This window comes from Simplicispira hankyongi (genome assembly GCF_003570885.1).
GTDB lineage: Bacteria > Pseudomonadota > Gammaproteobacteria > Burkholderiales > Burkholderiaceae_C > Simplicispira > Simplicispira hankyongi.
In genome coordinates this window covers 337803-363761 of record NZ_QXJC01000003.1, presented here as the reverse complement: position 1 = coordinate 363761, position 25959 = coordinate 337803, and the positions used below count along the sequence as shown (strand labels likewise).

Annotated in this window: 27 protein-coding genes; 20 read left to right on the top strand and 7 right to left on the bottom strand. The window is 66.0% G+C overall.

The features are described from left to right. Positions 1 to 2: 2 nt before the first annotated feature. The 8 genes from D3F03_RS08400 (at position 3) to D3F03_RS08365 (ending at position 9763) form a co-directional block, all read left to right on the top strand. Positions 3 to 2291 (top strand): bifunctional diguanylate cyclase/phosphodiesterase, encoded by a 2289-nt coding sequence (locus D3F03_RS08400; protein WP_119108927.1) that lies wholly within the window; start codon positions 3 to 5, stop codon positions 2289 to 2291. A 189-nt stretch (positions 2292 to 2480) separates the two neighbouring features. Further along, the gene (locus D3F03_RS08395) at positions 2481 to 3644 is read left to right on the top strand and encodes an alpha-hydroxy acid oxidase (protein WP_119109463.1); all 1164 of its coding nucleotides are present in this window, start codon (positions 2481 to 2483) and stop codon (positions 3642 to 3644) included. A 123-nt stretch (positions 3645 to 3767) separates the two neighbouring features. After that, on the top strand, positions 3768 to 4343 hold the full coding sequence (locus D3F03_RS08390; protein ID WP_119108926.1) for an RNA polymerase sigma factor: 576 nt from the start codon (positions 3768 to 3770) through the stop codon (positions 4341 to 4343). Between the two features lie 7 nt (positions 4344 to 4350). Further along, the gene (locus D3F03_RS08385) at positions 4351 to 5151 is read left to right on the top strand and encodes an anti-sigma factor (RefSeq protein ID WP_119108925.1); all 801 of its coding nucleotides are present in this window, start codon (positions 4351 to 4353) and stop codon (positions 5149 to 5151) included. 70 nt (positions 5152 to 5221) lie between these two features. Continuing rightward, complete coding sequence (locus D3F03_RS08380; protein WP_245960582.1) at positions 5222 to 6118, top strand: DUF3034 family protein; 897 nt, start codon at positions 5222 to 5224, stop codon at positions 6116 to 6118. A gap of 13 nt (positions 6119 to 6131) precedes the next feature. Beyond that, positions 6132 to 6596 (top strand): group I truncated hemoglobin, encoded by a 465-nt coding sequence (locus D3F03_RS08375; RefSeq protein ID WP_119108923.1) that lies wholly within the window; start codon positions 6132 to 6134, stop codon positions 6594 to 6596. 253 nt (positions 6597 to 6849) lie between these two features. Further along, positions 6850 to 8085 (top strand): DNA polymerase Y family protein, encoded by a 1236-nt coding sequence (locus D3F03_RS08370; protein WP_119108922.1) that lies wholly within the window; start codon positions 6850 to 6852, stop codon positions 8083 to 8085. A 118-nt stretch (positions 8086 to 8203) separates the two neighbouring features. Beyond that, positions 8204 to 9763 carry a methyl-accepting chemotaxis protein gene (locus D3F03_RS08365; protein WP_119108921.1) on the top strand — a complete coding sequence of 520 codons (1560 nt, stop codon included), beginning with the start codon at positions 8204 to 8206 and terminating at the stop codon, positions 9761 to 9763. Positions 9764 to 9775: 12 nt separating this feature from the next. On the opposite strand, the gene queF is transcribed toward D3F03_RS08365, so the two are convergent. The 4 genes from queF to D3F03_RS08345 all read right to left on the bottom strand — a co-directional run bounded on the left by queF (position 9776) and on the right by D3F03_RS08345 (position 15525). Beyond that, positions 9776 to 10621: an NADPH-dependent 7-cyano-7-deazaguanine reductase QueF gene (gene queF, locus D3F03_RS08360; protein WP_119108920.1), complete on the bottom strand. Its 846-nt coding sequence runs from the start codon at positions 10619 to 10621 to the stop codon at positions 9776 to 9778. Positions 10622 to 10682: 61 nt separating this feature from the next. Next, a complete protein-coding gene (locus D3F03_RS08355; RefSeq protein ID WP_119108919.1) occupies positions 10683 to 11552 on the bottom strand; it encodes a 2OG-Fe(II) oxygenase in 870 nt (289 codons plus the stop codon). Positions 11553 to 11563: 11 nt separating this feature from the next. After that, entirely contained in the window at positions 11564 to 12343 is a 780-nt protein-coding gene (gene yaaA, locus D3F03_RS08350) for a peroxide stress protein YaaA (protein WP_119108918.1), read from the bottom strand. Between the two features lie 83 nt (positions 12344 to 12426). Continuing rightward, on the bottom strand, positions 12427 to 15525 hold the full coding sequence (locus tag D3F03_RS08345) for an Rne/Rng family ribonuclease (RefSeq protein WP_119108917.1): 3099 nt from the start codon (positions 15523 to 15525) through the stop codon (positions 12427 to 12429). A gap of 592 nt (positions 15526 to 16117) precedes the next feature. On the opposite strand from D3F03_RS08345, the gene D3F03_RS08340 reads away from it, so the two are divergent. The 12 genes from D3F03_RS08340 (at position 16118) to tatC (ending at position 23481) form a co-directional block, all read left to right on the top strand. Continuing rightward, positions 16118 to 17137, top strand: coding sequence for an RluA family pseudouridine synthase (locus tag D3F03_RS08340; RefSeq protein ID WP_119108916.1), 1020 nt, complete (start codon positions 16118 to 16120; stop codon positions 17135 to 17137). Beyond that, positions 17134 to 17805 carry an HAD family hydrolase gene (locus D3F03_RS08335; RefSeq protein ID WP_119108915.1) on the top strand — a complete coding sequence of 224 codons (672 nt, stop codon included), beginning with the start codon at positions 17134 to 17136 and terminating at the stop codon, positions 17803 to 17805. The genes D3F03_RS08340 and D3F03_RS08335 overlap by 4 nt, the downstream gene beginning before the upstream one ends. After that, positions 17802 to 18173 (top strand): Rieske (2Fe-2S) protein, encoded by a 372-nt coding sequence (locus tag D3F03_RS08330; protein ID WP_119108914.1) that lies wholly within the window; start codon positions 17802 to 17804, stop codon positions 18171 to 18173. The genes D3F03_RS08335 and D3F03_RS08330 overlap by 4 nt, the downstream gene beginning before the upstream one ends. A gap of 1 nt (position 18174) precedes the next feature. Then, positions 18175 to 19212 (top strand): S49 family peptidase, encoded by a 1038-nt coding sequence (locus D3F03_RS08325; RefSeq protein ID WP_119108913.1) that lies wholly within the window; start codon positions 18175 to 18177, stop codon positions 19210 to 19212. Positions 19213 to 19222: 10 nt separating this feature from the next. Continuing rightward, positions 19223 to 19612: a phosphoribosyl-AMP cyclohydrolase gene (gene hisI / locus D3F03_RS08320; protein ID WP_119108912.1), complete on the top strand. Its 390-nt coding sequence runs from the start codon at positions 19223 to 19225 to the stop codon at positions 19610 to 19612. 5 nt (positions 19613 to 19617) lie between these two features. Then, positions 19618 to 20007 carry a phosphoribosyl-ATP diphosphatase gene (locus D3F03_RS08315; protein WP_119109462.1) on the top strand — a complete coding sequence of 130 codons (390 nt, stop codon included), beginning with the start codon at positions 19618 to 19620 and terminating at the stop codon, positions 20005 to 20007. Between the two features lie 2 nt (positions 20008 to 20009). Continuing rightward, a complete protein-coding gene (locus D3F03_RS08310) occupies positions 20010 to 20396 on the top strand; it encodes a DUF4870 family protein (protein ID WP_119108911.1) in 387 nt (128 codons plus the stop codon). After that, positions 20389 to 21420 (top strand): patatin-like phospholipase family protein, encoded by a 1032-nt coding sequence (locus D3F03_RS08305; RefSeq protein WP_119108910.1) that lies wholly within the window; start codon positions 20389 to 20391, stop codon positions 21418 to 21420. The genes D3F03_RS08310 and D3F03_RS08305 overlap by 8 nt, the downstream gene beginning before the upstream one ends. A 13-nt stretch (positions 21421 to 21433) precedes the next feature. Then, positions 21434 to 21790 (top strand): histidine triad nucleotide-binding protein, encoded by a 357-nt coding sequence (locus D3F03_RS08300; protein ID WP_119108909.1) that lies wholly within the window; start codon positions 21434 to 21436, stop codon positions 21788 to 21790. A gap of 101 nt (positions 21791 to 21891) precedes the next feature. After that, positions 21892 to 22134, top strand: a complete 243-nt coding sequence (tatA, locus tag D3F03_RS08295) for a Sec-independent protein translocase subunit TatA (protein ID WP_119108908.1) — start codon at positions 21892 to 21894, stop codon at positions 22132 to 22134. A gap of 24 nt (positions 22135 to 22158) precedes the next feature. Further along, a complete protein-coding gene (gene tatB, locus D3F03_RS08290; protein ID WP_119108907.1) occupies positions 22159 to 22626 on the top strand; it encodes a Sec-independent protein translocase protein TatB in 468 nt (155 codons plus the stop codon). A gap of 57 nt (positions 22627 to 22683) precedes the next feature. Continuing rightward, the gene (tatC, locus tag D3F03_RS08285) at positions 22684 to 23481 is read left to right on the top strand and encodes a twin-arginine translocase subunit TatC (RefSeq protein ID WP_119108906.1); all 798 of its coding nucleotides are present in this window, start codon (positions 22684 to 22686) and stop codon (positions 23479 to 23481) included. Between the two features lie 123 nt (positions 23482 to 23604). Here the strand turns inward: tatC and D3F03_RS08280 are convergent, their stop codons facing one another. From D3F03_RS08280 to nadB, 3 genes are read right to left on the bottom strand one after another with little or no spacing between them, the layout of a single operon-like run. After that, a complete protein-coding gene (locus D3F03_RS08280; protein WP_119108905.1) occupies positions 23605 to 23964 on the bottom strand; it encodes a 5-carboxymethyl-2-hydroxymuconate Delta-isomerase in 360 nt (119 codons plus the stop codon). A gap of 11 nt (positions 23965 to 23975) precedes the next feature. After that, on the bottom strand, positions 23976 to 24356 hold the full coding sequence (gene panD / locus D3F03_RS08275; RefSeq protein WP_119108904.1) for an aspartate 1-decarboxylase: 381 nt from the start codon (positions 24354 to 24356) through the stop codon (positions 23976 to 23978). 14 nt (positions 24357 to 24370) lie between these two features. Beyond that, the gene (nadB, locus tag D3F03_RS08270; protein ID WP_119108903.1) at positions 24371 to 25951 is read right to left on the bottom strand and encodes an L-aspartate oxidase; all 1581 of its coding nucleotides are present in this window, start codon (positions 25949 to 25951) and stop codon (positions 24371 to 24373) included. Between the last annotated feature and the right edge of the window lie 8 nt (positions 25952 to 25959).

Genomic DNA, 25959 nt, shown 5'->3' with positions numbered 1-25959 from the left:
TTGTGCGCCAACCTGCCTCCCGTCGACTGATCCTGCTGGCTTTGCTGGTGGCCTTGGGCATCGGGGCCTTGTTTGCGCAAGCGATCTGGGCGATGCGCTCCCATGCCTTGCGGCACGCCGAGAGCACCGGCGCCAATTTGGCTTATGCCCTGCAGCAGTCCATTGCCACACTGCTCAGAACCCTCGATCCGTCGCTGCAGGGCTTGGCGGGCGATCTTGCGAATCCGCAGGTCATGGCCCTGAGTCCTGATTTGCGCAACCGCGTGCTGTTTGACCACTCCCTGCGCGCCGAGGGGCTGTCGGCTGTGCTGGTGCTGGACGCACAGGGCCAGCGGATCTTCGACTCTGGCGGGCTCGGACCGGGCGGAACGGATTTTTCCGACCGCGACTATTTCCGTGCCTTTCAGTCCGGGGGGCGCCAGGGCTTGTTCATTGGCCATCTCATCCGTTCGCGGCTGACGGGTCGGGACTGTCTGCCGGTCAGCCGTGCCTGGTTCAAGCAGGACGGCAGCTTTGGTGGGGTGGTGGTGGGTTCCATCCGGCTCGACTATTTCCACACGCTGTTCGCCGCCGTCCAGATCGGGCCGCAAAGCAGCCTGAACCTGTACCAGACCAATGGCGCGTTGATCGCACGCCTGCCGTGGGCGGCAGGGGACGTGGGGCGCAGCGTGGCAGGCTCGGAAAACCTCGCCCGCATTACCGCGAGCCCCAGCGGCACCTTCACCAGCCGGGCCGTGATCGATGGTGTGGAACGCTTGTATGCCTTCCAGCAGGTGGGTGACTTTCCGCTGGTGGTCAACATTGGGCAGTCAACGGATGAAATCCTGGCCGGCTGGCGTCGCCATGCTGCGCTGGTGGGCGGCTTTGCCCTGCTGCTGATGCTGGCCTGCCTGGGACTGGCGGTGCTCTTTGTGCGTGAACTGCAGCAGCGTCAGCAATTGGCCGGGCAACTGCACCAGGCAGAACGCGACCTGCATACCATTCTCGACAACCTGCCCTCCATGGTCGGCTATTGGGACACCGAGCAGCGCAACCGTTTCGTCAACCAGACCACCAGTGCGATGTTCGGGCGCTCGCCTGAAGCGTTTCGCGGGCTGCTGGCGCAGGAATTTCTGGGTGAACAAGACTACGCTTTTGTCCGGCCATACCTCGAACAGGCTTTGCAAGGGCGCGCACAGCTGTTTGAGCGGACCCTTACCGATGCCAACGGGCAGCAGCGGCACATGCAGGTCAGCTACACCCCGGACCGGGGCAGCAGCAACGGTCTGGTGCGTGGCATCTTTGTGCAGATGACCGACATCACCGAGCGCAAGCGCATGGAAGATGAGATTTTTCAGGAAAAGGAACTCATGCGCCTGACCCTGCAGTCCATTGGCGATGCGGTGGTCTGCGCCGACGCGCAAGGCCGCATCACCTACCTCAACCCGGTGGCCCAGCGCCTGACAGGCTGGCAGGCCTTCGACGCCGCCGGGTGCGACGTGGACGAGGTCGCGCCGCTGTACCTCGCCAATGGCCAGCAGACCCAGCCCAGCCCGCTGCGCGTGGCGCTGGCCACGCAGGCGGCCTGCGGCCCCACGCGCGGCGTGGTGCTGCACCGCAAGGACGGCCAGCGCTTCGAGGTGGAAGAGTCGGCTTGCCCCATCATCGACCGCGAGCACCGTCTCACTGGTGCGGTGATGGTGCTGCACGACGTGACCGAAACCATGGCCATGGCCGAGCGCATGGCGCACCTGGCGCAGTACGACGCGTTGACCGATCTGCCCAACCGCGTGCTCCTGCAGGACCGTGCGCAGCACGCCCTGGCGCTGGCGCGCCGCGAAGCCAAGGGCCTGGGCGTGATGTACCTCGACCTCGATGGGTTCAAGCAGATCAACGACGCCCTGGGCCACGACGCGGGCGACCAGCTCCTGGTGCAGTTTGCGCGCCGCCTGGTGGCCGCCATGCGCCAGTCCGACACCGTGTGCCGCCAGGGTGGGGACGAATTCGTGCTGCTGCTCCCCGGGCTGGAAGACCCTCGGCAGGCGGCTGCCATCGCCGGCAAGGTGTTGGGTGTGTGCCAGGAGCCCTTTGTTCTCAACGGGCAGATGCTGAAAATGGGTCTGAGTGCCGGGTTGGCGTTGTTCCCGCAGCACGGCAGTGACTACGAGGAACTGGCCCGCCATGCCGATACGGCCCTGTACGCCGCCAAGCGCGGTGGGCGCATGCAGGTGCGCTGCTACCGGGGACAGGCTGCAGAACCCGAAGTGCTGGCGTTGCCGGGTTCGCCGGCCCCCGTGTTGCAAGGCACCTAAAATGCTATTGAAAAAATAGCTGTAAACGCTTTCCAAATAAGCGCTACAGGCCATTTTTGTTTGAATTTTCGAGCGCTGCCAGTGCGCCAGATTTAAATTTGCTCCGCGGCCGCACAAATAATTTTGATGGTGCGCGCCGCGCCGTGCCCCTACGATTGCCAGCACTTAGAAACCTGCCAGGAGACCAGCGTGAGCGACCTTTCCACCATGACCTGCATCGAAGACCTGCGCCGCGTCTACAAACGCCGCGTGCCGCGCATGTTCTACGACTACTGCGACTCGGGCTCCTGGACCGAAAGCACCTACCGCGCCAACATCGACGAGTTCCAGACGATTAAGCTGCGCCAGCGCGTGGCCGTGAACATGACGGGCCGCACCACCCGCAGCACCATGATCGGCCAGGACGTTGCCATGCCGGTGGCGCTGGCCCCCACCGGCCTGACCGGCATGCAGCATGCCGACGGTGAAATCCTGGCAGCGCGCGCCGCCAAGGCGTTTGGCGTGCCCTTCACGCTCTCGACCATGAGCATCTGCTCGATCGAGGACGTGGCCGAGCACGCCGGCCCGGGCTTCTGGTTCCAGCTCTATGTGATGCGCGACCGCGACTACATCGAGCGCCTGATCGACCGCGCCAAGGCCGCCGGCTGCAGCGCGCTGCAGCTCACGCTGGATTTGCAGATCCTCGGCCAGCGGCACAAGGACATCAAGAATGGCCTGTCGTCGCCACCCAAGCCCACGCTGGCCAACATGATCAACCTGGCCACCAAGCCACGCTGGTGCTTGGGGATGCTGGGAACCAAGCGGCGCAGCTTTGGCAACATCGTCGGCCACGCCAAGGGCGTGGGCGACATGTCGTCGCTGGCCTCCTGGACGGCCGAGCAGTTCGATCCGGAACTCAACTGGGGCGACGTCGAGTGGATCAAGAAGCGCTGGGGCGGCAAGCTGATCATCAAGGGCATCATGGACGCGGAAGACGCCCGCCTGGCCGCCGACAGCGGCGCCGATGCGCTCATCGTCAGCAACCACGGCGGGCGCCAGCTCGACGGCGCGCCCTCGTCGATTGCCGCACTGCCTTCAATAGCGCAGGCGGTGGGCAAGGACATCGAAGTGTGGATGGACGGCGGTATCCGCAGCGGCCAGGACGTGCTCAAGGCGCGCGCGCTCGGCGCACGCGGCACCATGATCGGCCGGGCCTTCCTCTACGGCCTGGGTGCCTACGGTGAGTTGGGCGTTACCCGCGCGCTGGAAATCATCCGCCGCGAGCTCGACCTGACCATGGCCTTCTGCGGCCGCACCGACATTGACACGGTGGATGAGGGCATCCTGCTGCCGGGCACCTACCCCAAGCCGTGATCTGAGCGGCAGAGCCAGCGTCCCTGGTGGCTTCTGGCGACCGGTGGCAGCCTGGTGAATCCAGTCGGCGGCGCGGTGCGTATACGGAAAGCAAGAATTGCCTTCCTCCACCACAATCCATGCATGCCGCCACCATCCTTCGATGCCGAACTGGTCACGCTCATCGACCGCATTGCGCAGCGCGACGAAACCGCGTTGCGTGCGCTCTACGACCTCACCTCGCCCCGCCTCTTTGGTTTGGCGATGCGCGTCCTGCGCCGGCGCGACGCGGCCGAAGATGTGCTCCAGGAGAGCTTTCTCACCGTCTGGCGCGCCGCGGGCGATTACCGGCTCTCGCTCAGCCCGCCGCTGGCCTGGCTCGGGGTCATCGTGCGCAGCCGTGCGCTCGACGCCTTGCGCAAACACGCCAGTGCGCGTGCCGACCGCACCCAGGAGCTGGACGACAGCCTGGGCCACGCGCTGGAGAGCGACGCCCCCGACCCCATGGACGCGGCCGATGCCAGCGAGCAGGCGACGGCCCTGCACACCTGCCTGCAGCGCTTGGAAGCGCGCCAGCGCGAGGTGGTCAGCCTGGCCTACCTGCGCGACCTGAGCCACAGCGAGCTGGCGCTGCAGCTCGCCTTGCCGCTGGGCACGGTGAAAACCTGGATCCGGCGCGGGCTGGAGCAGTTGCGCGGCTGCATGGCCCGCTACGCCTGAGCCCGCCATGAACCTCCACCAACACCCCGACCTGCTGCAGGCACTCGCTGCCAGCTACGCGCTGGGCACGCTGCGCGGCGGTGCGCGCCGCCGCTTTGAGGCCCAGGCGCGCGAACACCCTGCGGTGCGCGCCGCAGCGTTGTTGTGGCAAACGCACTGGGCGGGCCTGACCGAGCTGCAGGCGCCCGAGCCGCCGCCTGCGGCCGTCTGGATGCGCATTGACAACCTGGTGCAGGCCGAACGCGCGGCCCTGCGCCACCAAGTGAACCAGGCCGACCAGCCCCGCGCCGCGCAAGCGAGCGCACCGCGCTGGTGGCGCCGACTGGCGCTGTGGCAGGGCGCTGCCGCCGGCGGGGCGTTTGCCACGCTGGTTGCGGTCGTTGTGGCGGTACAGGTCACGGGAAGCGTGCGCGAATCGGCCCACCAGCAGATTGCCAGCTTGCAGACCGAGCTGGCGGCGCGTGGGCAGACCACGCATGTGGCGGTGTTGCGGGACGACAAGGCGCATGCCGAATTGCTGGTCACTTTCGATGCCCAGGCGCAGCAGTTGCACCTTCAGCGGGTGGGGGGCTTTGCCGTGCCGCCCGACCGCTCCCTGCAGCTCTGGGCGTTGCCCGCGGGCGGCAAGCCGCGTTCGCTCGGTGTGCTGGCAGCCGCGGCCACCCAGGCCTTGCCGGCGGCGGCGGGCCAGGTGCAGGGCGTTCCCATGCTCGCCATCAGTCTGGAGCCCAAGGGAGGCGTGCCGTCCGAAGGCGGCCCGACCGGGCCGGTGCTGTTCACGGGCGAATGGATACAGAAGACCGTTTGAGATTTTCGTAACGAACCAGGGCCTTCGAATGAAAAACAGCACGCCGAAGTTGCTCGCCGCGCTGGCCACAATGGCCGTGATGGGCCCGCCGGCACAGGCCGAAACCGGCAAACTGCTGCTCACCGGTGGCGTCAGCAGCATCACCGGCACGGCGGGTGGCGGCATCACGCCATGGGCCGTCATCGGCAGCAATGCCACGGAGGGCGAATGGGGGGCCAGTGCCTTCACCACCCGTGCCGCCACGCACGACTACGTGCTCACCAGCTACGGCGCCGCCCTGGCGTGGAACGAGCGTGTCGAGTTGTCGGTGGCCCGACAGGATTTCGACGCCAGCGCGGCGGTGGCACTCAACGGCATTGCACCGTTCGGCGTGCAGCCGGGCCAGCACATCCGCATGGATATCCTCGGCGCCAAAGTGCGCGTCGCCGGCGATGCCATCCTGGACGCCGACACCTGGATGCCACAGATGTCCATCGGCCTGGAGCACAAGCGCGTGCACCCGGGATCGCTGCAATCGGTGTTCGACTTTCTGGGTGCCAGCGAACAGTCCACCGATTTCTACGTCAGCGCCACCAAGCTGGTGCTGGACAAAGGCCTGTTGCTGAACGCCACGCTGCGCTCCACCCGCGCCAACCAGAACGGCTTGCTCGGCTTTGGGGCCGCCGCGCCGGGCCGGGGCGGGCGCAGCCTGCAGCCCGAGTTTTCGGTGGCCTGGCTGCTCCGCCACGACCTTGCCGTTGGCGCGGAATGGCGCTTCAAGCCTGACAACTTGCAAGCTACCGGCCGCGCGGCAGGCCTGGGTGCGGCGCTGCGCGAAGACGCATGGAAAGATCTCTTCGTGGCCTGGGCGCCGAGCAAGCACCTCTCGCTCACGCTGGCCTGGGCGGACCTGGGGCGCATCGTCCCCGGCATCACGGGCGACCGGCGCCAACGCGGCGCCTACCTTTCGGCCCAGGTGGCCTTCTGATGCGGGGAACCCCATGAAAGCTTTTGCCCTGTGCTGCACCCTGATGGTGTCAGGCGCCACCCTCACGCTGGCCCACGCACAGACCACTGTGCCACCCGCCGCTGCGCCTGCTGCCGCACCCTCCGGCCTGTATGCGGCGCTGGGCGAGCAAGCCGGAATTGACCGCCTGGTCGATGATTTTGTCGAGCGCCTGGTGCGTGACCCGCGCATCGGCCCCCAGTTCAAGGACACCAAGCCCGCCGCGCTCAAGGAAAGCCTGGCCGAGCAGTTCTGCGTGCTGAGCGGCGGCCCCTGCACCTACCACGGTGGCACCATGCGCGAGGTGCACGCCGACATGGAGATCAACAAAGGCGACTTCAACGCCCTGGTCGAGCAACTGCAGCGCGCCATGGACGCCCAGGGCATCGCCTTCCGCCAACAAAATCGTCTGCTGGCGCTGCTCGCGCCCATGCACCGGGACATCATCACGCGGCACTGAGCGTTCCGAGTTGCTCTTTTTTTAATAGCTTCTTGCATAAGCAGTGCAAGCGCTGTTGCCGAAAATGTGCAAATCCAGGTGCGCAAGCAAGCGTACGCTGCCCTCGCCGCCGTGGTGGAGCGGCAGAGGCTCTCCATGCTGTCAACGGCAGAGCCCCGGCTTCTTTGCGAGCCGCTCAAGCGCTGCGCCGCCGCGCACAATACCGGCCGTGACCGTTTCCGAGACAAATCCTGGCCCAGACGCCTCGCCTGCCATGCCGGCAACCGGCGGCAAGCTGCGCCGCATTGCCCACCTCGACATGGATGCGTTCTTCGCCTCTGTCGAACTGCTGCGCTACCCGCAACTCAAGGGGCTGCCGGTGGTGATTGGCGGCGCGCGGCGGGCGGTGGACGAGCTGCTGCTGCAAGGCCCGGACGGCAGCGGCGGGCGCGAGCGCTGTTTTATTCCCGTAGCCGACTTTCCGCTGCTCAAGGACTACGTCGGCCGGGGCGTCATCACCACGGCCACCTACGCTGCGCGGCAGTTTGGCGTGGGCTCGGCCATGGGCATGATGAAAGCCGCCCGGCTATGCCCGCAGGCCATCGTGCTGCCGGTGGATTTTGACGAGGTGCGCCGTTTCTCGCGCTTGTTCAAAAGGACGATTGCCGAGATCGCGCCGGTCATGGAGGACCGCGGCGTGGACGAGGTGTACATCGACTTCACCGACGTCCCCGGCGGCCAGCGCGAAGGCGGGCGCGTGCTGGCGCGGCTGATCCAGAAGTCGATTTTTCAGGCCACGGGCCTGACCTGTTCGCTCGGCGTCGCACCCAACAAGCTGCTGGCCAAGATGGCCAGCGAATTCGACAAGCCCAACGGCGTCGCGGTGCTGTACGAGCACGAATTGCAGCAGCGCATCTGGCCGCTCGCCTGCCGCAAGATCAACGGCATTGGCCCCAAGGCCGGGGAAAAGCTGGCGCGCCACGGCATTACCACCATCGGTGAGCTGGCGGCCTGCCAGAAAGACTGGCTGGTCGAGCATTTCGGCCGCGCTACCGGTGCCTGGCTGCACGAATCGGCCTGGGGACGCGACAGCCGCCCGGTACAGACGCACAGCGAGCCTGTGAGCATGAGCCGTGAGACCACTTTCGAGCGTGACCTGCACGCAGTGCGCGACCGCCGGGAGCTGGGGGCCATCTTCACGTCGCTGTGCGAGCAGGTGGCGGCCGACCTGCAGCGCAAGGGCTATGTCGGGCGGGGGATAGGCATCAAGCTGCGCTATGCCGACTTCTCGACGGTCACGCGCGACCACACGCTGGCCGTGCCGACGCAGGATGCGGCTGCCATCCGCCACGCGGCTGGGCTGTGCCTCAAGCGCGCGCCGCTCACCCAGCGCCTGCGGCTGCTGGGCGTGCGCGTGGGTGGGCTGAGCCGGCTGGACAATGGTCCGCGGCAAACCCCGCCGAGCTCCAGCGACCTGCCGGCACCCGCCAGCCAGCCAGGGCTCTTTTGATCGCCCTCTGGATGTTGTTGGCACGCTACTTCTGCGCTCCAACACAGGCCCGTTGGCGTGAGGGGTGACTGCAAAACTGCAGTGAATTTTTATACTCGGTTACATCTCCGAGGTCTTCATGCGCACCAATCTTCCTGTTACCCACAACGAATTCGACTACCCCGACCACGAGCTGCTGATGTCGACCACCGACAACAAGGGGGTGATGACGCATTGCAACGCCGCCTTTGCCCGGGTCAGCGGCTATTCCATGGACGAACTCATGGGTCAGCCGCACAACCTGATCCGCCACCCCGACATGCCGCCTGAAGCCTACAAGGACCTGTGGGCCACCATAGGCCGGGGCCGCAACTGGACGGGCATGGTGAAGAACCGCCGCAAGAACGGCGATTTCTACTGGGTGCGCGCCAACGTCACCCCCATGATGGTGGATGGCAAACCGCGCGGCTACATGTCGGTGCGCGTCAAACCCACGCGCGAGGAAGTGCGTGCGGCCGAGGCTTTGTACCAGCAGATCCACGAAGAGCGTGGGCGTGGTGCCCCCAGCTTCTACCTGCATGCCGGGCGCGTGCGGCGTCCAGGCTGGCGCAATGCGCTGGGCAAGCTCCAGCGCTTTAACCTAACGCATCGCCTCTTCGGGCTTCTGCTGCCGCTTCTGGCGGTGGCTCTGGTCCCAGGGGTGCTTGGTTGGAGGGAAGGGAATGTGTTCATGGTCCAGGCCACCGTGCTGGTGGCCCTGACGGCCCTCACGCTGTGGTGGTGCCAGCGAAGCATCACGGCGCCCCTGATCACTACCGCGCGCCTGATGACCGAGATTGCCGGTTGTGACCTGGCCCACCCGCAAAAAGAGCCGGCCGGCAACAGCCCGGTTGAACTGCTGCTGGAGCGGGTGCAGCGCATTCACCTCAACCTGCGCGCGGTGGTCGGCGATGCCCGCCAGGAAATTGGCGGCTTTGGCAGCATTTCTTCCGAGATTGCGCAGAGCGCACAAGATTTGTCCGAGCGCACCGAATCGCAGGCCAGCAGCCTGGAGGAAACGGCGGCGGCGATGGAGGAACTCTCCAGCACGGTGCGCCAATCGGCAGAAACCACGCAGCAGGTGCAAAAAGAAAGTGAGCACAGCGCCGAACTGGCGCGCAGCGGCGGTGAAGCGGTGGCCCAGGTCGGCGCGGTAGTGCAGGCCATCGCGCAGTCGTCGGGCAAGATGGGGCAGATCATCGCCACCATTGAGGGCATTGCGTTCCAGACCAACATCCTGGCGCTGAACGCCGCGGTTGAAGCCGCACGCGCGGGGGAGCAGGGGCGGGGTTTTGCGGTGGTGGCCAGCGAAGTGCGGGCGCTTGCCCAGCGCAGTGCCACGGCGGCGGGCGAAATCCGCGGGCTGATTGGCGAGTCCGGTGCCCACATTGAGCGCGGCGCCGGGCAGATGCAGTCGGCCGGGAAAACCATTGCCCAGGTGGTGCAGTCGGTGGCACACGTCAACACCTTGATGGGCCAGATCAGCGTTGCCACGCTTGAGCAGGCTCAGGGCATTTCGCAGGTGAATGAGGCCGTGACCGACCTGGACCGCGTCACGCAGCAAAACGCCGCGCTGGTGGAGGAGTCCGCCGCTTCGGCCCGCACCATGAGCGACAACGCAGGCGTGCTCGGCCGCACGCTGGACGTGTTCAAGTTGTAGCCGGCAGTTCGGCTACTGCCGCGCCGTGCGCACGTTGGGCGGTATTGCCATGGGGTGGCTGGTGCGCCAGGGGTTGATGTCCAGGCCGCCACGGCGTGTGTAGCGCCCATAGACCTCCAGCTTGATGGGCTGGCAGCGCGCCCAGAGGTCCATGAAGATGCGCTCGATGCATTGCTCGTGGAATTCGTTGTGGTTGCGAAAACTCACGATGTACTGCAGCAACCCCTCCTGGTCGATTTGCGGGCCGCTGTAGGCAATGCGCACGCTCCCCCAATCGGGCTGGCCGGTGACCAGGCAGTTGCTCTTGAGCAGGTTGCTGGTAAGCACCTCGCTGACCGGCGCTTCGTCGAATGCGGCGTGCAGCAGGTCCGGCGCCGGGGTGTAGCGGCTGCATTCGAGGTCCAGGCGGTCCAGGTTCAGGCCGTCCAGTTCGTGTATGGGCTCGCGGTCGAAGGCCTCGGGCAGGAGCAGGCGCACGCCCACGCTGCCGCCGAGCGCGGACCCCCGCCACGCAGCTTCGGACAGGTCCGTGCGCATGCGCGCCGCCACGTCCTGCGGGCTGGCGAACGGCGTGTTGGCGTAGCTGCCCAGATAGAGCTTGAGCGACTTGCTCTCGATGAGGTTGGGCGACTCGCACGGCACGGTGAGGTGCGCCAGCGCCACCTGCGGCTTGCCACGCGGGTTGAGCCACGAGAGCTCGTACGCGGTCCATAGGTCGGCACCAAAAAACTGCGGCTGGGCGCCGACACCGATCTCGGCACGCTTGGCAGCGCGGGCAATGGGAAACAGCAGCGCAGGGTCGTAGTGTTCGGGCCTTGCGCTCGTTTTGCCCAGCGGGGATTGTTCAGGGGTGTTCATGGAGAAATACTACAAAAATAATAGCTCGTAGCGCTTATGGGATATGCGTTAGAGGCCATTTTCATTCAAATGTTCGCTCGCGCAGCCACTTGGTGGCAATCCACTTCTCGCCCGCCAGCACCGGTGCGCCGCCGTGCAGGCTGCGTGTATTGGGGTGTGGGCGGTCGTAGCGAAAGAACACTGCATTGCCGCGCTGGGGCGTGACGGTGAGTCCGAGTGCCGGGAACGCCGTGGCGCCGCCGGCTTCGGGCGTATTGAGGTACATCACCAGCGTTGCCAGGCGCTGGCCGCCGCGGCGCAGCATGGCGGCGGTGCCCGCCTCGCGGGGGTCGAAGTAGTCGTAGTGCGGTTTGTATTCGGCGCCTGGCCCGTAGCGCAGCACCTGCAGACCTTCGCCGTGGTCCACCGGCCAGCGCAGCAGCGCGGCAATGCGCCCTTCGATCTGGCGCACCAGGTCGCTCTCACCCCGCTCGAAGAACATGCCTTCACTGGTGCGGTCGGCGTTGACTTGCTCGCCGCCGGTGTGGGTCTCAACGGTGAGCGAGCGCGCCAGGCGTGGCCGGGCGGCCGCGATGAGGGCGGTGCATTCGTCCGCACTCAGCAACTGCGAGAAGACCGCCAGCGGCGGGTATTCCATGGCGACCACGACCTGCACCTGCCGGTCGGCTGCCGGCAGGGCCGGCCGCGCTGCAGAGAGATCCGGCCCGGGCAGGGGGCGTGCGCCGGCAGGGCTGTTGGGTGGCGTGTCCAGCACGGCGCCCAGCGCGGCTTGTGCCTGCTCGGTCTGCCAGCCCACGGCCAGCAGTGCCTGGAGCATGGCCTCGGGGTCGACGTTGCGGCTGCGCTGCTCCATGGCCCAGTGGCGCAGTTCGTCCGATACCGGCGTCGCGGCGGAAATGGGGTGGTTGTCCATGCCCTGGTTGTACCCCATCGGGCGCGGCGTCAGTTTGCGCGGCGGCGGAATACCAGCCGGTCGGGGGCCGATGCCTTCGCTGTGTAAGCGTAGCCATCGGCACCAAAAGCCTGTAGCGCTTCAAGTGTTTCGGCCCTGGTCTGGATGGCAAAGCGCGCCATGCGGCCGCGTGCGCGCTTGGCGTGAAAACCAATCACCTTGTAGGCGCCGCCGTGCCAGTCTTCAAACACGCACTCGGCAACGCGGGCGCGCAGGGCCTTGCGATCTACGGCTTTGAAATACTCTTGCGAGGCGAGGTTGAGCAGCAACGGCTCGCCGGCTTGGCGCTGCAACTGGCGGTCCAGGTGGCGCGCAATGCGCTCGCCCCAGTACGCGTACAAGCCCGTGCCCTCGCCGGTGGCAAGGCGTGTGCCCATCTCCAGCCGGTAGGGCTGCATCCAGTCGAGCGGGCGCAGTACGCCGTAGAGGCCGCTCAGGATGGCCAGGTGCTCCTGCGCCCAATCGAGGTCGGCGGCGCCGAGGCTGCGCGCGTCCAATCCGTCGTACACATCCCCGTTGAAGGCCAGCAGCGCCTGGCGTGCGCAGGCCGCGCTGGCGCGTGCGCGAAAAGCTGCAAAGCGCCCCACATTGAGAGCCGCCAGTGCATCGCTGATGTGCATCAGCGATGCCAGGTCCTGCGGCGCAAAGCTGCGCATCTGCTCGACCAGCGCGCGCGTTTGCGCGGGGAAAGCGGGAAGCGTATGCGGCAAATCAGCCGGTAGCGGGGTGTCGAAATCGAGCGACTTGGCGGGGGAGAGAACGATCAGCATTGGCCGATCTTCGCCGGAAATAAAAAACGCCGCCTCGCGGGATGCGAGAGCGGCGTTGCCGTGTGGGGGCAAGCCCCCAGGGATCAGCGTGGCTGATCGAACGGCAGTGGCATGTCGCGCAGGTCGCGGTGCGTTTCGACGAGGACCAGCGGGCCTTCGTCTGGCGTTGGCACAGGTGGACGGGCACGCGGCACGCGCACGGGAGCCGGTTCCGCCGCAATCGCGGCCTGAACCGCAGCCACCTTGGAGGCGTCGGAGTTCACCCACTGCAGGCCGGAGCTGCTGGCCACCTGTTGCATGGCGTCCACCGGCAGCTCATAGCGGCCCACAAGGGGCATGCCGGCTGCTGCGGGCGCCGGGGCCACAGGGGCCACCTCGGCCTGCGGCTCGGCGCGCGGAGCCTCTGCACGGCGGGGAGCCGGCTTGGGGGCAGCGACAGGCGCAGGCTGATCGGCCGGGGCTGTCGCAGGCAGATCACGCACGGCGGGAGCCGCCGGCGTTACCGCTTGTGGTCGCTCCGCTTGTGCCGTCGCTTCTGGCTCTGGCACCGCCACTGCCGCAGGCGCTGGGGATGCGGCAAAGTAGCTGCGGCGTACGGGCGCTTCTTCGGCGTTCGATGGGGCTTCGCCTTCGTTGCTCAGCAGGCTGGGTTCGCTGTCGGCTGCCGGTGCTGCGTCCTGGCGCGTGCCGCGCTGGCGGTCGCGGCCATAGCGGTCGCGCGAGCGGCGCTCGCGCCGCTCTTGCGGCTCGCCAGCGCTGGAGCCGTTGGTTTCCTGGACGTTTGAGAGGTCGAGGTCGGGCAGAGAATCGAGCGGCGCCGTGTCGACAAAATCGCCGCCGTGCGCTGCCTGCGCCTCGTTGTTGCGCGGTGCACGCTCGCGGCCCTCGCCACGCGGGGCGCGTTCGCGCCGGGCATTGCCGTTGCCCTCGCCGCGTTCACGGCGTGGTTCGCTGGTGCGCACGGGCCGGTCGTTTTGAACTTCTGCGTCTTGCGGCGGCAGCGAAACGTCAGCATTCGCGGCCGTGCTTTGCATGGCGGCTTCGCTCTGCTGCGCGGCAGCAGCAGCGCCATTGGCGCGGCCCTCGCCGCGCCCACGGCCCCGGCCTTCGCGGCCTTCGCGGCCTTCACGGCTGTCGCTGCGGCCTTCGCCGCGTTCCGCATCGCGCGCAGGGCGGGCTTCGCCATTGCTGCGCTCTGCGCGGCCCCGGCCCCGGCCTTCGCCCTGGCCTTCGCGACCCGCTTCGCGCGCAGCATCGCCGCGGCCACCGCCGCGCCGGCTGCGGCCTTCACCACCACGGCCTTCGCCGTTGCGGCCGCCCTGGCGCGGTTCGCGTACGGGTTTCTCGGCTGCCGGTGCCGGCTGCGCGGCGGGCGCCGCCACCGGTGCCGGCTCGCCCATGCCAAAAAGGTTCTTGAGCCAGCTCATGAAGCCGGGTTCAGGAGTGCGCTGTACCGATGGCGGTGCGACCGGGGTGGCGGGTGCCGCAGCAGGCGCGTTGGCCTGGGTGGCGCCAGGGCGCGTGGTGCCGCGTGGTGCGCGCACTTCGCCTTCGGCGCGCGGGGCGGCCTGGGGCGCGGGCGCGTCGGGCAGCACGCCCTTGATCACCGGGGTCTGCTTGTTGGTGGGCTCTTGCGACCGGCGTGTCACGGCCGTTGGGTCTTCCACCTCTTCGACTAGCTTGTAGCTGGCTTCGATGTGGTCCAGGCGGGGGTCGTCGTGCTTGAGGCGCTCGAGCTTGTAGTTGGGGGTTTCCAGCGTCTTGTTGGGCACCATCAGCACGGCTACGCGCTGCTTGAGCTCAATCTTGGCGATCTCGGTGCGCTTTTCGTTCAGCAGGAACGAAGCCACTTCCACGGGCACCTGGCAGTGCACTGCGGCGGTGTTGTCCTTCATCGATTCTTCTTGAATGATGCGCAGGATCTGCAGCGCCGACGATTCGGTGTCGCGGATGTGGCCGGAGCCGCCGCAGCGTGGGCAGGGGATGGACGAACCTTCGCTGAGCGCGGGCTTGAGGCGCTGGCGGCTCATTTCCATCAGACCGAACTTGCTGATGGTGCCGAACTGCACGCGGGCGCGGTCCTGGCGCAGCGCGTCGCGCAGGCGGTTCTCGACCTCACGGCGGTTCTTGCTCTCCTCCATGTCGATGAAGTCGATGACGATGAGGCCGCCCAGGTCGCGCAGGCGCATCTGGCGCGCCACTTCGTCGGCGGCTTCCAGGTTGGTGCGGGTGGCGGTTTCCTCGATGTCGCCGCCCTTGATGGCGCGGGCCGAGTTGACGTCCACGCTGACCAGCGCTTCGGTGTGGTCGATCACGATGGCGCCGCCGGACGGCAGTTGCACGGTGCGGGCGTAGGCCGACTCGATCTGGTGCTCGATCTGGAAGCGGCTGAACAGGGCGGCGTCGTCGCGGTAGCGCTTCACGCGGGCGGCATGCTCGGGCATGACGTGCGCCATGAACTGCTGGGCCTGGTCGTAGATGTCGTCGGTATCGATGAGGATGTCACCGATGTCGTTGTTGAAATAGTCGCGGATGGCGCGGATCACCAAGCTCGATTCCTGGTAGATCAGGAAAGCGCCCTTGCCGCCCTGGGCGGCGCCGTCGATGGCGCTCCAGAGTTTGAGCAGGTAATTCAGGTCCCACTGCAGCTCGGGGGCGCTGCGGCCAATGCCGGCGGTGCGCGCGATGATGGACATGCCGTTGGGGTATTCCAACTGGTCCATGTTCTCTTTGAGCTCGGCGCGGTCCTCGCCCTCGATGCGGCGCGAAACACCGCCGCCGCGGGGGTTGTTGGGCATCAGCACCACGTAGCGGCCGGCCAGTGAGATGAACGTGGTCAGGGCTGCGCCCTTGTTGCCGCGCTCTTCCTTCTCGACCTGGATCAGCAGTTCCTGGCCCTCCTTGATGACCTCGTTGATGCGTGCCTGGCTGGGCGGGACACCGGGGGCAAAGTACTGCCGGGAGATTTCCTTGAACGGCAGAAAACCGTGGCGGTCTTCGCCGTAGTCGACGAAGCAGGCTTCCAGACTGGGCTCGACGCGGGTGACGACGGCCTTGTAGATGTTGCCCTTGCGCTGTTCGCGCCCTTCGATCTCGATTTCGTAGTCGAGGAGCTTTTGTCCGTCGACGATGGCCAGGCGGCGCTCTTCGGGCTGCGTGGCGTTGATCAGCATCCGCTTCATGATGCGTGTCCTTCTCTCAAGTGGCGGGGCCGGCGGTGCGCAGAGATGGCTGCGCGCGGCGGGTGGCCCAAAAAATCCAAACAACGGCTCGCGCGCGCTAAAGCGCTGCGCAGAGCCAACGGTGCCTGGACGGACGTCTTGAAACGAAGGGAATTGCCGAAGTCGCCAATAACGCTGTGTTTAGCAGAGCGGCAGAGGCGGGGGCGCGTGGAAGGGGGCGAGCCTGGGGGAGGGCATGATCACTACTAAAAGAGTAGCTGCCTGCGCAGGTTTGACAAGCACTTGAGCGCGATTTGACGCCCATGACAAAGGCAGACGCCATTGCCAGAGGGAGATCCATCGCAGTACCAGTGCCAGCATGTTTTCGCTTCGATCCGTTGGCAGGCCCCGCCTCGTGGGGGAAGCCTGCAAACTCAGTATTCCGTATCGGTGTTTCAATGTGTCCGCCCGCCGTGCGGTGCACCTGCCGCGGCAGGCAACTGGCCTGCCGCCCGCTAGTGCGACGCACGCTGGCATCGACCTGCCTGCGCAAGGGAAATGGTTGTGTCGACTAAAATTCAGACAAATCAACCACTTACAAAATAGTGCGCAGGTGAAACACATTATAGGGGCCAAACCCCCCCCACACCCGGCGTCGCCGGCCGCGCACCCGGCACCGCAGGTCGTCCGTCTCCAGGCCATAGACGCCAATTCGGCGGGCCAGCGGCTGGACAACTTCCTGCTGCGCGAGCTCAAGGGCGTTCCCAAGACGCATGTCTACCGCATCATTCGCAGCGGCGAAGTGCGCGTCAACAAGGGGCGCGCCAGTGCCGACACGCGCCTGGCCGAGGGCGACCTGGTGCGCGTGCCGCCGGTGCGGGTGTCGGACCGTATCGAGGAAAAGGCCGCCCACCCGGCGCCAGCGCGCGAATTTCCCGTCTTGCTCGACGACGACGCCGTGCTGGCCATCGACAAGCCGGCCGGCGTGGCCGTGCATGGCGGCAGCGGCGTGAGCTTTGGCGTGATTGAGCAACTGCGCCAGGCGCGGCCCCAGGCACGCTTTCTGGAACTGGTGCACCGGCTGGACCGCGAAACCTCGGGCATCTTGCTGATCGCCAAGAAACGCAGCGCACTGACCCATCTGCAAGCACAGTTTCGCGAACGCGAGACCGGCAAGACCTACCTGGCGCTGGGGGTCGGTGCCTGGCAAGCCAATAAAAAGGTCATCGACACGCCGCTGCACAAATACCTGCAGCAGGACGGCGAGCGCCGCGTGCGCACCACCACGGCGGATGACCCGGACGGCATGCGTTCGATCACCCTGGTCAAGCTGCGCCAACGCCTGCCGGCGCGGCCAGAAGCAGGCCTGCCGGAGTTTTCCCTCCTCGAAGTGACCATCAAGACCGGCCGCACGCACCAGATTCGGGTGCACCTCGCCAGCCAGGGCTGCCCCATTGCCGGGGATGAAAAATACGGCGACTTCGAGCTCAACCGCCGCCTGCAGCGCCACGGCCTCAAACGCATGTACCTGCACGCCTGGCGCTTGCAGTTCACCCATCCCGCAAGCAGCGAGCGCATCGAACTGCTGGCACCATTGCCGCCTGACTTGGCCTGTTTTTTTCCCCTCTCATGACCGATTTCCTGCCCGCGCGCCGCTTCGACCTCATTGCCTTCGACTGGGACGGCACCCTGTTCGACTCCACCGCCATCATCGTGCGCTGCATCCAGGAGGCAGTGTGCGACGTGGGCGGCAAGCGACCCACCGATCTGGACGCCAGCTACGTGATCGGCATGGCGCTCACGCAGGCGCTGGCCCACGCTGCACCCGATGTGCCGCCCGAAAAATACCCCGAGCTGGGCCTGCGCTACCGCACCCACTACGCGCGCCACCAGGATGACCTGGTGCTGTTCGAGGGCGTGCTGCCGTTGCTCGAGCGCCTGCGCGCGCGCGGCCACCTGCTGGCCGTGGCAACCGGCAAGAGCCGGCGCGGGCTGGACGAAGCCTTGCACAGCGTGCAGCTTCGCGGCGTGTTCGACGGTTCGCGCACGGCAGACGAGACCGCTGGCAAGCCGCATCCGCTGATGCTGCAGGAGCTTATGGCCGAGTTTGGCGTGCCCGCCGAGCGCACCTTGATGATTGGCGACACCACGCACGACCTGCAAATGGCGCAAAGCGCCGGCTGCGCCAGTGTCGGGGTGGGCTATGGCGCCCATGACAGCAGCGCCTTTGCCGCATTCGCCCCGCGCTACATCGCGCCTTCGGTCGCCGAACTGGCGGCCTGGCTGGAGCAGAACGGATGAGCGAAGCCGTCGTGCTCGACCTGTGTGCGAGCGGCGCCTTGGCCGACAGCGGCGCAGCCGTGCCGTTCGACGTGGTGTACCAGGGGCAGCCGTGCCGGGCGTTCGCCATTCGTTTCCAAGGCCAGGCGCATGCCTACCTGAACCGCTGCGGCCATGTGCCTATGGAGATGGACTACGTGGACGGGCAATTCTTTGACAGCAGCGGCCAATGGCTGATGTGTGCCACGCACGGCGCCACCTATGCGCCGCAAACCGGCCTCTGCGTCGCCGGTCCGTGCCGGCAGGGACTGATCAAAATAGCCGTTTCCGAGGAGGGTGGACGGGTGCGCTGGCATACTTCTCCCCAACTCCAGCCCTCCAGGCGGTGACATGACAGACGCCAAAGATCCGAACGTAGGTTCGACACAAAAAACCCCGCCAGCGCCCGATATCTGGGCAAAGGAAGCTATGAATTCAGAAGTCAAACAAGGCGCTGCGAGCAGCGGCTGGGAGCGCGGTGTGCTCGAAGAGCTGGTGCTCGCTACGGTGCGCGAGCAGCGCGCCGCGCGCCGCTGGCGCATTTTTCTGCGCCTCATGTGGCTGCTGCTGATCGGCGGCATTGCCTGGGCGCTGTTTTCGAGCGAACTGGCGACCCCCAGCAAGAGCAGCCCGCACACGGCGATGGTGGAAATCAAGGGTGAAATCGCCTCCGACGCCGACGCCAGTGCCGAAAACGTGATGGCGGCGATGCGCAGCGCGTTCGAAGACGAAGGCTCGCAGGCCGTGGTGCTGCTGGTCAACTCCCCCGGCGGCAGCCCGGTGCAGGCGGGCATGATCAACGACGAGATCGTGCGGCTCAAGGCCAAGTACAACAAGCCGGTCTATGCCGTGGTGGAAGAGACCTGCGCCTCGGCGGCCTATTACATTGCCGCGGCGGCCGATGATATTTACGTCGACAAGGCCAGCATCGTCGGCAGCATTGGCGTGCTGATGGATGGCTTTGGCTTCACCGGCACCATGGATAAGCTGGGCGTCGAGCGGCGGCTGCTGACCGCGGGCGAGAACAAGGGGTTTCTCGACCCGTTCAGCCCGCAGACCGAGAAACAGCGCGCCTTTGCCCAGGCGATGCTCAACCAGATCCACCAGCAGTTCATTGCTGCCGTCAAGGCGGGCCGGGGCGACCGGCTCAAGGAAACCCCGGAAACCTTCAGCGGCCTCTTCTGGACCGGTCAGCAGGCCATCGAGATGGGCCTGGCCGACCATTTCGGCAGCCTTGATTCGGTGGCCCGCGACGTCGTCAAGGCCGAGGACGTCATCGACTACACCCAGCATGGAAACGTGGCCGAGCGGCTTGCCAAGCGTTTTGGTGCGGCGCTCGGTGCGGGGACCGTGCGTGCCATGCAGTCTGCTGTGCTGAACCTGCGTTGAGGGTCTCCAAATGAACTGGCTTGATCAAGTGAAGTGGGACGCGCAAGGCCTGGTGCCGGTGATTGCCCAAGAGCGTGGCACAGGCGATGTGCTGATGTTCGCCTGGATGAACCGCGAGGCGCTGGCCAAGACGGCCGAGCTGGGCCGCGCGGTGTATTTCAGCCGATCGCGCGGCAAGCTGTGGTTCAAGGGCGAAGAATCCGGCCATGTGCAGGAAGTGCACGAGATTCGTATCGACTGCGATCAGGACGTGGTCCTGCTCAGCGTCACCCAGCTCGGCCACGAACCCGGCATTGCCTGCCACACGGGTCGCCACAGCTGTTTCTTCAACGTGCTCAAGGACGGCCAGTGGCAAGCGACCGAGCCGGTCTTGAAAGACCCGGCCTCCATCTACAAATGACGCCCATGAATGACAAAAATTTGCCGGCAAGTGACGAAGGTGCACTCGCCCGGCTTGCCGCCACCATCGAAAGCCGCAAGCGCGAGCACGGCGGCGACCCCGAGACCAGCTACGTGGCCCGGCTCCTGCACAAAGGCCCCGACGCCTTCCTGAAAAAAATCGGCGAAGAGGCCACCGAGGTGGTCATGGCCGCGAAAGACCTGGACCACGGTGGCGAGCGCAGCAAGTTCGTCGGTGAAGTCGCAGACCTGTGGTTCCACTCCATGGTGGCGCTGGCGCACTACGGCGCGTCGCCGCACGATGTGATTGCTGAACTCGAGCGCCGCGCCGGCACCAGCGGCATCGAGGAAAAGGCCTTGCGCAAGGCGCAACGCCGCGCTAGCGAAGAGGGTTAGCCATGAACGACATCATCGATATCCCGAACGACGGCGAACGCGCGGAAGGCCTCAAGGCCTGGGGCTGGGTGAGCTATGCGCTGCACCTGGTCGTCGCGTTGGGCGCGGTGATTCCCGGTGCCCAGCCCGGCGCGCTGCTGCTGGTGATTGCCCTCATCATCGATCTGGTCAAGCGCTCGGACGCTGAGGGCACCTGGCAGGCGAGCCATTTTTCCTGGCGCATCCGCACGGTGCTGTGGGCGGGTGTTCTGTACATCGTCACCGCGCCGCTGTGGCTACTGTTCTTTTTGCCTGGCTGGCTGGCGTGGTGCCTGATTTCCATCTGGTTCCTCTACCGCATCGTGCGCGGCATGGTGGCCATGAACCAGAACCGGGCTGTTAATGTCTGAGCCGCACGCGGCCCGGCACGCACTGAGCCTGGCACTGCAAGGCGGCGGCTCGCACGGCGCTTTGACCTGGGGCGTACTCGATGCCCTGCTGGAAGATGGGCGTATCGATATCGACGGGATTAGCGGCACCAGCGCCGGCGCCATGAATGCCGTGGCGGTGGCGCATGGCTTCGCCCAGGCTGCCGCGCAGACCCGCGACCCGGTTGAGGCGCGTGTCGAAGGGGCAAGGCTCGCGCGCAAAACGCTGGCCCGCCTGTGGGAGGGTGTTGGCGCGCTGGGCGGCCCAGGCTGGGGGGGTGGCCCCGCGGTGCTGCCGGCCATGGCCTTGATAACGCCCTGGCTGGCGCCAGTGCAGTCCAATCCGCTGGACATCAACCCGCTGCGCAGCCTGCTGGAGCGGGAAATCGACTTTGAGCGCCTCGCCGCAACCCCTGCGGGCGTGCCGCGTGTCTTTGTCTGCGCCACCAATGTGCGCACGGGCCGGGGGGAAATTTTCTCGGGTGCGGGTCTGAGCGCCGCAACGGTCATGGCGTCGGCTTGCCTGCCGATGGTGTTCCAGCCGGTGGAGATCGACGGGCAAGCGTATTGGGATGGGGGTTATTCCGGCAACCCGGCGCTGTACCCACTGACCTACGAAGTAGAGTGCACCGATATCTTGCTGGTCCAGATCAACCCGATCGAGCACGACGCGGTGCCCGACACCGTGCCCGAGATCATGGACCGCATGAACGAGATCAACTTCAACGCCTGCCTGCTGGCCGAACTGCGCGCTATCGAATTTGTCCGGCGCTTGCTCCGTGAAGGCAAGCTTGACCCTACGCATTACAAGGACATCCGCATGCACCGCATCGACGGAGGCGCCGCGCTTTCGGAGTTTGGCGCGGCCAGCAAGGCGCGCGCCGACCTGTCCTTTGTGCGCCTGTTGTTTGAGCGCGGCCGCGCCGCAGGGAGCGCCTGGCTGGCCGCGCACCGCAAAGATCTGGGCGTGCGGGCCACCCTTGATCTGACGCAAAATGCCCAATAACCCAAGCGTTGCCATGCACGACCCGAACTGCTTATTCTGCAAAATTGCCGCCGGCGAAATCCCCTCGCGCAAGGTCTATGAAGACGAGGAGTTTGTCGCTTTTCACGACATCCACCCGCATGCACCCGTGCACTTCCTGGTGGTGCCGCGCCTGCACATCCCTTCCATGGCGCAGGTGGAACCCGGACACGCCGGCCTGCTGGGGCGCATGATGGCCTTGGCACCCCGCCTGGCCCTGGAACAGGGTTGCCGGCCGTATCCGGAAGGCGGTTTTCGCATCCAGGTGAACACCGGGCGCGAAGGGGGCCAAGAGGTGGACCACCTGCACATGCACGTCATGGGCGGGCCACGCCCCTGGCTCAAGGGCTGACAGCGCACCCAATCACCATCGTCTTGGGGGGCGTTGCAAGCTGACTGCAAGCCACCTTGTCGGCACGGACTAAAATGGTCTGCATTCCTTAGGAGATTTTCATGGGCTCTTTATCTATCTGGCACTGGCTGATCGTGCTGCTGATCGTGGTCATGGTTTTTGGCACGAAAAAGCTCAAGAACATCGGCTCTGACCTGGGCGGCGCCGTCAAGGGCTTCAAGGACGGCATGAGGGATGGCTCAGCCGACGATGCTGCGCCCGTGCCGCCGCCCTCGCAAGTGACCAACGCCGCTGCCGCGCCTGATACGTCGACCATCGACGTGCAGGCCAAGCAGAAAAGCTGATCATCCGTACCGCCGCGCACGCGCATGATTGATATCGGCCTGTCCAAAATGGCGCTGATCGGCGTGGTCGCGCTGATCGTCGTTGGTCCCGAGAAACTGCCGCGCGTGGCGCGTACCGTGGGGACGCTGCTGGGCAAGGCCCAGCGCTACGTGGCCGACGTGAAGTCCGAGGTCAACCGCTCCATGGAGCTCGATGAGCTGCGCAAGATGAAGGACACGGTGGAGGGCGCGGCCCGCGACGTCGAGCAAAGCATTCACACCAGCGCCGAAGAATTTCAGCGGAACCTGACACAGGCCACCGATGACGCGCACGCCGCGTATCTGGCGGGTGCCGAGAGTGCTGTTGTTCCTGCTTACCGCAACCCCGGCAAGAACTGGCGCCTCAAGCGGGGGGCCATGCCGCAGTGGTACAAATCGCGTGCCGGTGTGCGCACCAAGGCGCAGTCGGGCGCGGCCCGGGTAGCACGCTACCGTCCCCAGAAATTTCATTGAACGCTGCGCCGCCAGCTGCGCGGCTTCGGGCATGAGTTGCCCGCCACTTTCTGTCCCATGTCCCAGAATCCTTCTCCAGACGACGAACTCGCCGGCACCGAGCAGCCCTTTGTGCAGCACCTGATGGAGCTGCGCGACCGCCTGGTCAAGTCGATCGTGGCCGTAGGCGTCGTGGCGGCGGTGCTGTTTTTTTTCCCTGGCCCTGGCGCGCTCTACGACCTGATGGCCGCGCCGCTGGTGGCGCACCTGCCCAAGGGAGCGACCTTGATTGCCACTTCGGTGATCTCGCCGTTCATGGTGCCGCTCAAAATCTTGCTGATGTCGGCGTTCATGATTGCCCTGCCGGTGGTGCTGTGGCAGGTCTGGGGGTTCATCGCGCCCGGTCTGTACCAGCACGAGAAGCGCCTGGTGCTGCCGCTGGTCATCTCCAGTACCGTGCTGTTCCTGGTGGGCGTGGCGTTCTGCTACTTCTTTGTCTTTGGCAAGGTGTTTGCCTTCATCCAGGGCTTTGCGCCCAAGAGCATCACGGCCGCGCCTGACATTGAGGCCTATCTGAGCTTTGTGCTCACCATGTTCATTGCCTTTGGCCTGGCGTTCGAGGTGCCTATCGTGGTTATCGTGCTGGCACGCCTGGGCATCGTCAGTGTGGCGCAGCTCAAACGCTATCGGGGCTACTTCATCGTGGTGGCCTTCATTGTTGCCGCCGTCGTCACCCCGCCCGATGTGGTGTCGCAATTGGCGCTGGCCATCCCCATGGTGCTGCTCTATGAAATGGGTATCTGGGCGGCCCAAGTCTTCATTCGCCATACCAAGGCGCCCGAAGATGCCGAGGAATCTGCATCGGCCTCTTCGTAGGGTTTGCGCGCCAAAATTTATAGTGAAATTTGGCTCTAGCGCTTGTGCACAAAGCGCTAGCAGCTATCAATTCATGAGTTTTTGACCGCGCTTTAGGGCTGGGTCAATGCTGGGCCGACAAGCCTACAGCCGTTCCTTGATGTAGGACGGGCGGTCCATATCCACGATTTCCACGGAGAGCTGCACCAGCATGCCCTCGGGTTTCGGGGTGCGGCGGCGCAGTACGGTCGCCACGCGCTCAGCCAGGTCCTGTTTGGCTTCGGGCGTGCGGCCGGCGAGCAAGCGCAGCTGGGCGTGCACGAAGCCACGCGGGCCCGATTCCGTACCGACGGCAAAACTGCTTTGGCAGACAAAGCGGGTCTTCAGGTCGGCCTCGGTCTGCACCTCGGGGCTGGCACAGAGTGCCTCGTTCAGTTCCCCCAGCGCCTTGCGCTCGGGAAAGGGGGCCAGGTTGGCGGAGTATTCGACGGTCAGGTGTGGCATGGCATGGCCTTTCAGAGAGCCTGGGTAGGCACGTGGTCGCGCAGACCGCATTGGCGGTTGTGGGCGTCCACGAACACGAGCTGGGGGCGGTGGCTGGGGACATCGGCTTCCGGCACTTGGGCGAAGGCGGCAATGATCAGCAGATCGCCCACGCTGGCGCGGCGCGCGGCCGAGCCGTTCACGGAGATCATGCCGCTGCCGCGCTGGCCTTTGATGGCGTAGGTGACGATGCGCTCGCCGTTGTCGATGTTCCAGATGTGGACCTGTTCGTTTTCGACAATGCCGGCAGCGTCGAGCAAATCTTCGTCAATGGCGCAGGAGCCTTCGTAGTGCAGCTCGCAGTGCGTGGCGGCGACGCGGTGGATTTTGGATTTGAGCAGGGTGCGCAGCATGGGGCGTGAAGGGATTAGTGGGTGACAGGGGGGACCAGAATGGTGGACGCGGCTGGCGCGGCAAGGTCCGGGTAGTCGCGGCTGTAGTGCAGGCCGCGGCTCTCGCGTCTGAGCTGCGCCGAGCGCACGATGAGCTGTGCCACCTGCACCAGGTTGCGCAGTTCCAGCAGGTCGCGCGTGACATGGAAATTGGCGTAGAACTCGTCGATCTCGGTCAGCAGCAAGGTGATGCGGTGCGTGGCGCGCTCCAGGCGCTTGTTGGTGCGCACGATGCCCACGTAGTCCCACATGAAGCGGCGCAGCTCGTCCCAGTTGTGCGAGATGACCACGCATTCGTCGGCGTCGGTCACACGGCTGTCGTCCCAGCGTGGCAGCGCCGGAATCTGCACGCGCGGCGCGCTGGCGATGTGCTGGGCGGCGGCGCGGGCGAAGACCATGCATTCGAGCAGCGAGTTGCTGGCCAGCCGGTTGGCGCCGTGCAGGCCGGTGCAGGCCACTTCGCCCACCGCGTACAGGCCGGGCAGGTCGGTGCGCGCCGAGAGGTCGGTCAGCACGCCGCCGCAGGTGAAGTGCGCCGTGGGCACCACCGGAATCGGCTCTTTGGTGATGTCGATACCCAGATTGGCGCAGTGTGCCAGGATGTTGGGGAAATGCTCCTGCAAGAACGCGGGGCTTTGGTGCGAGATGTCGAGCAACACGCAGTCCAGGCCGTGCTTCTTCATTTCGTAGTCGATGGCGCGGGCGACCACGTCGCGCGGGGCAAGCTCGGCGCGTGCATCATGCTCCGGCATGAAGCGGGTGCCGTCGGGCAGCAGCAGTTTGCCGCCTTCGCCGCGCACCGCCTCGCTGATGAGGAAAGACTTGGCGTGCGGGTGGTACAGGCCCGTGGGGTGGAACTGGATGAATTCCATATTTCCCACGCGGCAGCCGGCGCGCCAGGCAGCGGCAATGCCGTCGCCCGTGGCGGTGTCGGGGTTGGTCGTGTAGAGGTAGACCTTGCCTGCGCCGCCAGTGGCCAGAATGGTTTGTGGTGCGCGGAAGGTGACCACCTCGTCCGTCGACTCGTCCAGCGCGTACAGGCCCAGGCACCGCTGTCCAGCCAGCCCCAGTTTGTGGCTGGTGATCAGGTCCACCAGCGTGTGGTGCTCGAACAGCGTGATGCCAGGGGTGGCACGCACCACGTCAATCAAGGTTTTCTGCACGGCTGCACCGGTGGCGTCGGTGACATGGGCGATACGGCGTGCGCTGTGGCCGCCTTCGCGCGTGAGGTGCAGCTCGCCTGCTTCCTGCGTGAACGGCACGCCCAGGCCGCGCAGCCAGGCAATAGCGGCAGGGGCGTTTTCGACAACGAAACGGGTGGTGGCCAGATCGCACAGGCCGGCGCCCGCCACCAGGGTGTCCTGGATATGTGCCTCAAAGCTGTCGTCGTTGGCCAGCACGGCGGCAATGCCGCCCTGGGCCCAGGCGCTGGCGCCGTCTTGCATCTGGCGCTTGGTGATCACGGCCACGCGGTGCGTGGGGGCGAGGTGCAGGGCAGCGGACAGGCCGGCCAGGCCGCTGCCCACAATCAGAACGTCAAAATCGTGTGAAGCCATGGGTCAAT